Genomic DNA, 9,372 nt, shown 5'->3' with positions numbered 1-9,372 from the left:
CCGGTGGACGCAGCCCGAGGTCTGGAAGCACCTCCGCGTCCTCGCCCGCCGCGCCGACATCCCGCAAGCCGCCACGATCAAGCCCCACACGCTGCGACACCAGTTCATCACCGACAACCTCGGCAACGGGGTGCCGCTCCAAGACGTCCAGGACGCCGTCTCGCACTCCGACCCGCGCACCACCCAGCGCTACAACCGGCGACGACGTCAACTCGACAACCACCCCGCCTACGCCCTCGCCGCCAAGCTCGGCGAACGGCTCCAGCGGGACGAGGAGGGAAGCGTATGACCAGGGCAATCCCTCTTGGTGGGGTCACGCAAGCCGTGGCCGCGCTGGACCGTGCGTTCCAGTTCGGCCCGAGCGTTGAACGACAGGGCGTCATCACGGTGACGCATGCGGCTACGTGGCATGTGGCCGGTCTGATTGAGCAACTCCATAAGCTGCGCGCCGATCAGGCTGAGCGGCTTCGGTGCGGGGAGCTGAGCGCTGGGCCACAGCCCCTGAAGCACGGGCTGTCGAACGACTGAGCACGACAACGCCCCCGCAACGGCGATGGTTGCGGGGGCGTTCTGCTGTCCGAGGTCTAGCCCCACCACGTGTCGCTCACGGCGCCTCCCCGAGAAGTTGGTGCGGCCCGCCCACGGGGTTACCCCCACGCCCCGAAGGGTCGTTGCGAACGCGGCGAGCCGCCTGATCACGATAGGCCGAGATCGGCCGCCCGGGGAAGAGACGGTGCCACACTGGCTTCGGGCCCGCCGCGCACCCCCGTCGCGGCGGGCTTCTGGCATCCTGGCTGTAGCAGTTGAACCGTCCATCGGTTGGCGGTGTAGGCGGCTACGTCTGGCGTGCGGTGGCCCTGGCCTCCGAGTGCACCTCGCCAGATCTCGCGGACTGAACCCGCCCTCCATGGCGGGGTAGGTCTGCAATCAAGGCCCCCGCTCGTGGCGGGGGCCTCTTCATCCCCGGACCCTGGTCACGCTGACAGTAGCGTGCCTCGTGGTCCCGGCCTCGACCTCGACGACCGGGCCGTCCGCAGCGGTGTACTGCTCGCCGTCATCGGCTTTCACGGACCTTCGTGAAAACCCCTCTGAGCTGGAACGCTCAACGGCAACAAGGTGTGCGCCGACCTCTGCGGCGACGGTCGGAGCGAGCGTCCGCGACAGCATCCGCCGCCCATCCGGCAGCCGCACGACCACTTTCGTCGGCCGCCGAGCAGGCCCGGTGTAGCCGACGACGTGGGCGTCGATGGTCTCGGAGTGCCGCAGCTTCTGCCACGCCGGACTCCGGCCCGCCCGGTACGTGGAGCTGGCCCTTTTGGCGACGACGCCTTCGACGCCTTGCCCGGCGAGCTGCTCAATCCACGCCCGCGCCACATCAGGGTCGTCGGTGGCGGGCACGGCCTGGATGGGCGGCGGCAGATCGGCGAGCACGTCGAGGAGCGCGGCACGCCGCTCGACATAGGGACGTCGCCGGAGGTCGACGCCGGCGAGCATGAGGCAGTCGAACGCCGCGTAGCTGGCGGGGTGGCGGCGGACGAGGTCGGCGAGGCGTCGGCCGCGGGCGGAGGCGCGGGAGCGGACCGCCCCGAAATCCATTCTGCCGTCCCGCCAGATGACGGCTTCTCCGTCGAGGACGGTGTCGGGTGGGAGCTGCATGGCTGCGGCTGCCAGGTCGAGCCACTGTTCGGTGGCGTCGCGTCCGCTGCGGGTCTGGATGCGGGCGGTGTCCTGCCGCCACAGCACCGCGCGGTCGCCGTCGAATTTGGGCTCGTACCACCAGGGCCCGGTGGGCAGTGTGTCGGCGTGCTCGGCGAGGGCGACGGCGAGGGGGTATTCCACGCATCCAGCGTCTGGCCTCCGGTAGTGCGGCGCGCGGCGGGCTACTCCGGCTGACAGTGTCGAAGCGGTGTGGCGTACACCACTCGCCGTGTGGGCCTGCGGACCAGACGCCTGGGCGCGCCCCCGCAACCATGAACGCATGGACATCCTCGGTGAACTGCACGCGGTACAGCGCCTCCACCTCCTCGCGACCGAGCCAGGCGGCGAGCACCTGCACCGCGAGTACCTCGTCCGGCGGGCCGCCGTCCTAGACCGTCTCGCCGACGATCCGCAGGCCCCGGTATGGGCCATCGAGCACATCGCTGACGCCGATAGCTACGCCCGCGATCTCCTCGCCCACGACCTCATCCACTCCACCGGCTGCGGCCCCGTACCAGCGGACGCGGACTGCTGGACGGACAGCCCGCGCGGCTACGCCCGGCAAGAGCACCGGGCTTGGGTGCTCGCTCACGACATCCCGTAGAGGCTGGCCCGTCGGGGCGGACCGCACGTCACGTCGTCCACACGTCTGGCCCGCCGCCGCGCCATTCGATGAGGGCGCTGCGGACGACATCCATCTCGTCGTAGTCCTGCAGCCCGGCTTCCTGTATGAACGCGGCGACGTCGCGGACGCTGTACGCCCTGCCGGAGATCCGTCCGTCGATGCGCACACGGCGGGCGCCGTCCTCATCGGGCGGGTAGACCACTACGGGCTGCGGTGACGCCATGCGTCTAGCCTGCGGGGATGCGGGTGGGGGCGCACGCTGGCCTACTCCGGGGCGGCTTCCGGCGCCGCCTTCTTCACTCGGCGTCGTCCGGTGACGGTTCCCTTGGCGATCTGGTCGACGCGGCCGATGGAGAGTTCGACGAGTGCGGCAACTTCCTTAAGCGTGTGGTTCTTCCGCAGCTCGCGGATGTCTGTGGCGCGTGCGTCTTTGAGGCGCGGATCGTCCTCGACGGCCTTGAGTACGCGCGTGATGGTGCGCCCCCTGGTGGCGGGGTCTTCGATGGCCAGTGCCTGCTCAATGGCCTGCTTGACGACGTCGTCGGGATCCGTAGGCATGGGGGAACTCTAGACCCCTTGAAGATTCTTTTCTAGACCCCTTGACGTGAGTTCTAGAGGTCTATAAATTAGAGTCACCAAGAGGACGCGCCAAATCGAGGGAGATCAAGTGAGCGTGATGACCGAGAACAGGGCCCCGACCCCGCACGCTAGGTTGACCGCAGCCCAGTCCCGCGCTCTGGCTGAGGCTGCTGATGGCAGGGTGGTCGCCCATTCCCGCACGATTCGGGCCCTGCATGTGCGCGGGCTGGTTACCCCGGTGAGTGGCTGGTACGAGCGTTCCGTGTCTCGCCGCGTTGGCCGCCTGGGCGCCACCTCCGGCACGTGGGGTGTCGTCGGCTACGTCCTCACCGACGCCGGTAAGGCGCTGCGGGCGGAGCTGCTGCGTCAGCAAACTGACGCGAGGGTGGCGCACCGGCCACCGAACCACTTCCTTCGTTCCCCGGCTGGTGTTCTGCACCTGCGGGCTGAGGGGATCGAGGACGACGGCCGATCGGTCGAGCATGCGCGGTGCGGTTGGGAAACCGACGCCGGATGGGCCGCCGTCCCTGATGCCATTGCGCTCGGCGACCGCTTCTGTCAGCGCTGCCTGTCATGCTCCCCCTGATCTGCCGTGACACCGCATTTTCTGAGAAGAGCATCCGAGGAGTGATCTCTATGCAACGAAAGCGCGCTCGGTGGTCAGCGCACTGGACTCAATGCGGCCAGGAGATGGTGCATGGCGGCGACCGCAAGGTCTACCTGCAAGCGCGTCTCGATGAGCCCGACGCGCAGAAGGGGCGCCTCGTCCACATCGAGCTGACGCCTGAGCTGGCGCATCACGTAGCCCAGAAGCTTGAACGGCTCGCTTCGCAAGCAAAGGAAGGCCGCAGCGGATTCAGGAGCGAGCGAGCGTGATGATGCCCCGGCTGAAGGAAGCAGCCGGGGCATCGCCCGTACCGTACCCGAATCAGGGCCGCGCGACCGACCGTCTACTCCAGCACGCCGAGTGCGGTGTCCGGGCGGCAGTGCGGGCACGCGTCCACCCCCGCCGCGAGCGCCTGCCGCGCCTGTTCGCGCGTGACTCCCCGGGATCGTTTGCCTGCCATGTGGCAGTCGCCGACGTGCACGTATACGGCGGCTCGCCCGTCGAGGCCCTGCTCGATCATCCAGTCCGGGGCTGGGGGCCGCGCCTGTTCGCCGCGCTGCTGTTCGGCCTGCCGCTGCTCCTCCTGGATGATCCACCGGTCGACTTGGTCGAGCTGGTGCCGGAGGAAGCCTTCGACGATGCGGAGCTTCTCCAGGCGGGTCGGGCGCGGCGAGTCGGACATGTGTTCGACTCTACTCGCGTCGGACCGTCTGCCATCCTGGGGGCCTACCGAGGGGGACTCATGCTGCGCCCACTGATTCGCTGAATCGCCCACAACTTCGAGATGGCCGCCTACGGGTTCGCGCTGCTGTGTGCCGCTGCTCTCATGACCGTGCTGCCCATCATGTGGAGCCGCTGACCGCAACCCCTGTCAGTGCCCGCCGCTACGCTGGACGGCATCTATCCGCGCTGTGGTCCCGCCCGTACAGCGCCGGGCGGGACGCTCGACCTGGGAGGGGCTCGTGGCTTTCCTGCTCGTCCTCGCCGTCTCGCTGCTCGTCGGCTATGCGGCGGCCTGCGGGCGGGCCGACCCGGACGGCCCGCTGTGGCTGCGCTGGCCGCAGCCGGTCTGGAACTGGATCGCCCACGACTGGCGGCGACCCGCCCCCGCGCCCGCACGCCCGGACTACGCGAAGATCGACCGGCTCGAACGCGAACTCGGCATCATCGAGCAGCCCAAGCCGCCTGCCATCCGCCGCCCGGCCGTCTGCCTGGTGAAGGACTGCGGCGGGGAGACGATCGAGCTGGAGACCTGGGGCGGGCCAACATGGCGGCTGCACGACTGCGAAACGCCGTGATCAGCCGCCTACTGCGCACAGCCCCTCTGATCCTCCGTGCGCTCTTCGGCCGCCCGGCCCGTGGCGGCACCCTGCCTGCGACTCGCGCACACCCGGGCGACCGGATGGCGATGCTCCACCCTGGCGGCCCAATCGACGACCCCGACGAGGCGGAAGCCCTGGGCCTCACCGCCGACGCGAAGCGACTGAGGCGCGGATCAGGCCACAGCTAACATCCTGTTGAAACCCGAACAGAACAGGATCGCCATGAGCACCCCCGCCGACGAGGTCACCTACGAGCCCCCACTCCAAGGCGCCGGACCCTGCGCGACGGGCAGCTGCCCCAACCAAGCCCAGAAATACGGGCCGTCGACCGGCGGGCGGCCGTCCAGCCCGCTCTGCAACGTGTGCCTCGCCCGGGTCGTCGCCGCCAGGACACGAGCCGCCGCCTAATCAGGCCGCCTCAACAACCTCGCCGCGTACTGCCACTGCCCACTCCGCCACCAGCACCTCGTACTCGGCGCGATCCGCGTCGGATAGGCGCACCGCCGGATGCGGCCACAGCGCGCGGATGCGAGCGTTCAGCTCGTCAGCCGACCGTACAGGCCTGGCAACCGGGGGAGTAGGGGACATGGCGATCATCCTAGAACCCGGGTCCGACAACGCCCAGGATGTGCGGCGTAACGGCATATGACGATCAACGGTCGGCGACGAAACTCCCCAGTCCGACCTCCGTGCGGATCAGGCCCTCTGCCTTGAGATGGGCGAGCACCTTCTGCGCCGTCGAGGCGGCCACACCGAACTCCGTGGACAGGTCGACCACCGACGGCACCTTGCTGCCTGCCGGGTAGGTGCCGTCTTCGATGCGTTCGACGATGACGGCGGCGACCTGCCGCCAGATCGGACGCGTCCGGTCAAGATCAATGCTCACACGATTGACGCTAGATAGCCGCAGTACACCGCGCGACCGCAGTACAGTGCGGTAGACCGCAGTAGACCTGCGCCGAAGCAGCACCCCCGCGTCCGCGCTACCGGACCGGGGGCATGGCCAACGCCCCGGGAGGCGTCGACGTGGACGAACATACGACCCCGCCAGCGCGAGCGGGAAGGCCCCGGCTATTCGCCGCCCACACGGGCCTCAGTCCGGTGCAGGAGGCCTACGGCGACTGGATCACGCACCAGCTCGAATGCGCGATATGCCACGACCTCGACGCCCCGCCCTGCCAGACGGCTGCGGAGCTGCGCCATGCGTGGGAGGCCCTGGCCCACAGCGCTGCCCGGAAGGTCGCCGACCCCGGCTGAGGCCGTGTCGGATCGCGAAGGTAATGCTCCGATCACGGCGCGTGTGAGGCTCTGGCCAGCACTTCCACGCCGAGTGATCGATTCGCACGGGGTGTGAAAGAAACGCCGAACTACCTGCCGCCGACACCTTCCCCGCAACAGATATATGCATTTGAATACCCAATTACCAGCCAACCCCGGTGGCCGCGCCTCGACCCCGCGCGGCCACCGGTCAGCCCTTCAGGCGGATCCGCCACCTGTCCATCGGCAGGAACAGATCCGAAGTCTCCACGGGGGTTCCATGCGTATCGAGTCGGGTCCGAGCTACGCGGTAGGCGAGCGTGTCCACCAGCAGCCCCAACGCGTGAGCCTGCTCCTGCGTCAGGCGGACCGTCTCAAGCTCCGCCGTGAAAGTCGCGTGACCGCGGCGTCGGCCCTGCCACCAGGTATTGGCCAGCATCCCCGACAGGCCGCCCGGGTCGAGGCATTCGACGGCTTCATGCTGCAACATCGTGCGCACGGGAACACCAAGGCGCTCGGCCAGCTCCTCCGTGGCGGGCTGCGGTCGGGTGTCAGTGACGTCGCAGGTGTAGGGCCATGGGGCGTCCAGATCGGTGAGGGTGCGCACAGCAGGAGGATGCGCCACGATGACCCGCTTGCGCTCCTCCCCTTCAAGGACGCCAGTCCTTCGGAGGAGGTCGTAGGTGAGCCGCATCGTCTGTTCGTGGACGTGATAGGCGGCGGCGAGCTCCGCGCGGGACGGCAGGGGCTGGCCGGGACTCCATTCGCCGGCTGCGATGCGGCGCCGAATATCGTCGGCGATGCGACGGTAGAGCGCGACTGGCATCCGGTGGTCCCCTGGCGTCGATCATGGTGATCATGACGTGAGGTCCGAAGTTACAAAACCGGGCTGCGGCTGGATATATCCAGCCGACTTACGGCAGACCGGCTCATGCCAGCAGCAACTGCACAGGGAGTTTCAGGGCTTCGAGTTCAGGTGCTCGGGGCTCTGAAGGGGCCGCCGACGGCTTGCTGTACCCCTATAGCAGGCCAGGCTGTGGCTCCAGATGACGGTGATCCGCCGTCAAAGATCGGCCCGAACGAGTGCCCTAGTTTCCGCATCGGAGGCGGAGGCTTCTCGTTGGCCATAGAAGCCGGAGCCGGACCCCAACAACGCCTCCAAGGGTGCACCGGGGGTCCGGCTCCGGCCTTCGTGTGTCTACTAGGCTCGGCGTGCCCTCGGAAGGCCTTTCGCTATACAGGCCTACGCCTGGGAAACGAATGGGAACCGAAGTGGCCAACCAGAGCATAATCAGGACCAACTAGAGCTGCACTGGAGCCGGGAATGCAGAGGTCAGAACGATGGTGACCAGCGAACATCAAGGTCTTAAGATCGGCTGCATCGGACTCGGGGACATCGCGCAGAAGGCGTATCTGCCGGTCCTCACCACGCGGCCCGGGGTCGAGCTGCACCTGCAGACGCGCACTCCGGCGACGCTCGCCCGGGTCGCCGCCGCCCACCACATCCCCGACGCCCGCTGCCACACCGACCTGGACGCGCTGCTCGACCAGGGCCTCGACGCCGCGTTCGTGCACGCGCCGACCACCGCGCACCCGGAGATCGTCGGGCGGCTGCTCGAAGCGGGCGTCGCGACCTACGTCGACAAGCCCCTCGCGTACGAACTCGCCGACTCGGCCCGTCTCGTGCGGCTCGCCGAGGAGCGCGGGGTCAGCCTCGCCGTCGGCTTCAACCGCCGTTACGCGCCCGGTTACGCCCAGTGCGCCGAGCATCCGCGCGAGCTGATCCTGATGCAGAAGAACCGGGTCGGTCTGCCGGAGGACCCGCGCACACTCGTGCTCGACGACTTCATCCACGTCGTGGACACCCTGCGCTTCCTGGTGCCGGGCGAGATCAGCGAGGTCGGGGTGCGGACCAGGGTCGTCGACGGCCTGCTGGAGCACGTGGTGCTCCAGCTCGCCGGTGACGGTTTCACCGCGCTCGGCGTGATGAACCGGCTGAGCGGCTCGACCGAGGAGATCCTCGAGGTCTCGGGCCAGGACACCAAGCGGCAGGTCGTGAACCTCGCCGAGGTCGTCGACCACAAGGGCCAGCCCAGCGTGCGGCGGCGCGGCGACTGGGCGCCGGTGGCCCGTCAGCGCGGCATCGAGCAGGTCGTCCTCGCCTTCCTCGACGCCGTGCGCGCGGACGAGGTGCTCAGCGCCCGGGACGCACTGGCGACCCATGAACTGTGCGAGCGCGTGGTCCGTGCGGCGCTGGAGCAGGGCGCCTGAGCGACCTGGCGCACTCGGCCGCGCACAGCACGGTGATCACCACGAGCGCGCCGTGCGTGGGCCAGTCGCCCCACCGGACGTACGCCGTCGTGCCCTTGCCCAGCGGTACGTCGTAGACCTTGGCGGCGCTCGCCGAGGTGCCGAGCGGGGCGCCCGCGCGGGAGCCGTCGGGGCCGTAGACCGCGGAGACGCCGGTGAGCGTGGCGTGCACCATGGGGCGGCCCGTCTCGGCGGCGCGCAGCGCGGCGAGCGAGGCGTGCTGCTCCGGTGCCCAGCTGTGCTGGAACGAGGAGGTGGCGGACTGGGCGAGCAGCACCTGCGCGCCGTCGCGGGTGAGCCGGCGGCTCATGTCGGGGAACGCCGACTCGAAGCAGACCAGCGGGCCGACGCGCAGGCCGGGGCCCGCGTCCATCACGACCTGGCGGTCACCGCGCCTGCGGTCCTCACCGGCCGCCTTGCCGACGGAGGTGGCCCAGCCGAGCAGGCCGCGGGCCGGTATGTACTCGCCGAACGGCACGAGCCGCATCTTGTCGTAGCGGTCGCCGGTCGGGCCGTCCGGGCCCACGAGTACCGAGCTCTTGAAGATGCCGGGGCGGTCGGAGCGGCGGGCGTCGACATTGACGAGCAGGTCGGCACCGACCTCCCGGGACAGAGCGGCGAGGCGGCGCGCCACGTCGGGCCGGTCGGCCAGATCGAAGCCGACGCTGCTCTCGCCCCACACCACGAGATCCGGCTCCTGCCCGGCCAGCGCCCGGGTCAGTTCCTCCTCCCGCGCGAGCCGCTTCTCCGGCCCCGAGATGCCGTCGATGACACCGGGCTGCACCACGGCGATCCGCACCTGCCCCGCGCCCTCGGGACGCGGAGCCCACGCCCAGGCGGCCGTGGTGACGGCGGCCACGGCGAGGACCGCCGACACGGCGGGGACGGCGGTGGCCGCGCGAGCGCCGGGGCCCGGGGCACGGAACCCCGTCGGTCCGCGTACCGCACCGCTGGTCGCCGCCCCGGTCCGAGCC

Annotated in this window: 15 protein-coding genes; 7 read left to right on the top strand and 8 right to left on the bottom strand. The window is 69.6% G+C overall.

Features of this window, described 5'->3' with window-relative positions; genetic code table 11:
• Together AB8Z36_RS19935 and AB8Z36_RS19930 are read left to right on the top strand one after the other, a co-directional pair.
• The coding region (locus AB8Z36_RS19935; RefSeq protein WP_369214699.1) for a tyrosine-type recombinase/integrase at window positions 1-289 on the top strand (289 nt) is incomplete at its 5' end.
• Complete coding sequence (locus AB8Z36_RS19930) at window positions 286-528, top strand: hypothetical protein (protein ID WP_369214698.1); 243 nt, start codon at window positions 286-288, stop codon at window positions 526-528. The genes AB8Z36_RS19935 and AB8Z36_RS19930, both read left to right, overlap by 4 nt.
• A gap of 429 nt (window positions 529-957) precedes the next feature.
• On the opposite strand, the gene AB8Z36_RS19925 is transcribed toward AB8Z36_RS19930, so the two are convergent.
• The gene (locus tag AB8Z36_RS19925; RefSeq protein WP_369214697.1) at window positions 958-1,839 is read right to left on the bottom strand and encodes an ATP-dependent DNA ligase; all 882 of its coding nucleotides are present in this window, start codon (window positions 1,837-1,839) and stop codon (window positions 958-960) included.
• A gap of 139 nt (window positions 1,840-1,978) precedes the next feature.
• Between AB8Z36_RS19925 and AB8Z36_RS19920 the strand changes: the two genes are divergently transcribed.
• Complete coding sequence (locus AB8Z36_RS19920) at window positions 1,979-2,302, top strand: hypothetical protein (RefSeq protein ID WP_369214696.1); 324 nt, start codon at window positions 1,979-1,981, stop codon at window positions 2,300-2,302.
• Between the two features lie 28 nt (window positions 2,303-2,330).
• Here AB8Z36_RS19920 and AB8Z36_RS19915 read toward each other — a convergent pair whose 3' ends face one another.
• Entirely contained in the window at window positions 2,331-2,546 is a 216-nt protein-coding gene (locus tag AB8Z36_RS19915) for a hypothetical protein (protein ID WP_369214695.1), read from the bottom strand.
• A 41-nt stretch (window positions 2,547-2,587) separates the two neighbouring features.
• The gene (locus tag AB8Z36_RS19910; protein ID WP_369214694.1) at window positions 2,588-2,881 is read right to left on the bottom strand and encodes a hypothetical protein; all 294 of its coding nucleotides are present in this window, start codon (window positions 2,879-2,881) and stop codon (window positions 2,588-2,590) included.
• Window positions 2,882-2,990: 109 nt separating this feature from the next.
• On the opposite strand from AB8Z36_RS19910, the gene AB8Z36_RS19905 reads away from it, so the two are divergent.
• Entirely contained in the window at window positions 2,991-3,488 is a 498-nt protein-coding gene (locus AB8Z36_RS19905) for a hypothetical protein (RefSeq protein WP_369214693.1), read from the top strand.
• A 74-nt stretch (window positions 3,489-3,562) separates the two neighbouring features.
• On the opposite strand, the gene AB8Z36_RS19900 is transcribed toward AB8Z36_RS19905, so the two are convergent.
• Window positions 3,563-3,811, bottom strand: coding sequence for a hypothetical protein (locus AB8Z36_RS19900; protein WP_369214692.1), 249 nt, complete (start codon window positions 3,809-3,811; stop codon window positions 3,563-3,565).
• Window positions 3,812-3,852: 41 nt separating this feature from the next.
• Entirely contained in the window at window positions 3,853-4,191 is a 339-nt protein-coding gene (locus AB8Z36_RS19895) for a DUF6233 domain-containing protein (RefSeq protein ID WP_369214691.1), read from the bottom strand.
• Between the two features lie 280 nt (window positions 4,192-4,471).
• On the opposite strand from AB8Z36_RS19895, the gene AB8Z36_RS19890 reads away from it, so the two are divergent.
• A complete protein-coding gene (locus tag AB8Z36_RS19890; protein WP_369214690.1) occupies window positions 4,472-4,807 on the top strand; it encodes a hypothetical protein in 336 nt (111 codons plus the stop codon).
• Window positions 4,808-5,483: 676 nt separating this feature from the next.
• Here the strand turns inward: AB8Z36_RS19890 and AB8Z36_RS19880 are convergent.
• Complete coding sequence (locus AB8Z36_RS19880) at window positions 5,484-5,717, bottom strand: GntR family transcriptional regulator (protein ID WP_369214689.1); 234 nt, start codon at window positions 5,715-5,717, stop codon at window positions 5,484-5,486.
• Window positions 5,718-5,932: 215 nt separating this feature from the next.
• On the opposite strand from AB8Z36_RS19880, the gene AB8Z36_RS19875 reads away from it, so the two are divergent.
• The gene (locus tag AB8Z36_RS19875) at window positions 5,933-6,088 is read left to right on the top strand and encodes a hypothetical protein (protein ID WP_369214688.1); all 156 of its coding nucleotides are present in this window, start codon (window positions 5,933-5,935) and stop codon (window positions 6,086-6,088) included.
• Between the two features lie 211 nt (window positions 6,089-6,299).
• Here the strand turns inward: AB8Z36_RS19875 and AB8Z36_RS19870 are convergent, their stop codons facing one another.
• Window positions 6,300-6,914 carry a GntR family transcriptional regulator gene (locus AB8Z36_RS19870; protein WP_369214687.1) on the bottom strand — a complete coding sequence of 205 codons (615 nt, stop codon included), beginning with the start codon at window positions 6,912-6,914 and terminating at the stop codon, window positions 6,300-6,302.
• Between the two features lie 515 nt (window positions 6,915-7,429).
• Here AB8Z36_RS19870 and AB8Z36_RS19865 point away from each other — a divergent pair.
• Complete coding sequence (locus AB8Z36_RS19865; protein ID WP_369214686.1) at window positions 7,430-8,359, top strand: Gfo/Idh/MocA family protein; 930 nt, start codon at window positions 7,430-7,432, stop codon at window positions 8,357-8,359.
• Here AB8Z36_RS19865 and lnt read toward each other — a convergent pair.
• A partial coding sequence (gene lnt / locus AB8Z36_RS19860) for an apolipoprotein N-acyltransferase (protein ID WP_369214685.1) occupies window positions 8,283-9,372 on the bottom strand: 1,090 nt, incomplete at its 5' end. The genes AB8Z36_RS19865 and lnt overlap by 77 nt on opposite strands.

It is taken from the genome of Streptomyces flavofungini, from assembly GCF_041028215.1.
In the GTDB taxonomy this organism is placed as follows: Bacteria; Actinomycetota; Actinomycetes; order Streptomycetales; family Streptomycetaceae; genus Streptomyces; species Streptomyces flavofungini_B.
This window is presented reverse-complemented; position numbering and strand designations above follow the sequence as displayed.

Coding starts and splice junctions, on each gene's coding strand:
- AB8Z36_RS19930 (WP_369214698.1), top strand. CDS start 286: ATGACCAGGGCAATCCCTCTTGGTGGGGTCACGCAAGCCGTGGCCGCG.
- AB8Z36_RS19920 (WP_369214696.1), top strand. CDS start 1,979: ATGGACATCCTCGGTGAACTGCACGCGGTACAGCGCCTCCACCTCCTC.
- AB8Z36_RS19915 (WP_369214695.1), bottom strand. CDS start 2,546: ATGGCGTCACCGCAGCCCGTAGTGGTCTACCCGCCCGATGAGGACGGC.
- AB8Z36_RS19910 (WP_369214694.1), bottom strand. CDS start 2,881: ATGCCTACGGATCCCGACGACGTCGTCAAGCAGGCCATTGAGCAGGCA.
- AB8Z36_RS19900 (WP_369214692.1), bottom strand. CDS start 3,811: ATGCCCCGGCTGCTTCCTTCAGCCGGGGCATCATCACGCTCGCTCGCT.
- AB8Z36_RS19895 (WP_369214691.1), bottom strand. CDS start 4,191: ATGTCCGACTCGCCGCGCCCGACCCGCCTGGAGAAGCTCCGCATCGTC.
- AB8Z36_RS19870 (WP_369214687.1), bottom strand. CDS start 6,914: ATGCCAGTCGCGCTCTACCGTCGCATCGCCGACGATATTCGGCGCCGC.
- AB8Z36_RS19865 (WP_369214686.1), top strand. CDS start 7,430: ATGGTGACCAGCGAACATCAAGGTCTTAAGATCGGCTGCATCGGACTC.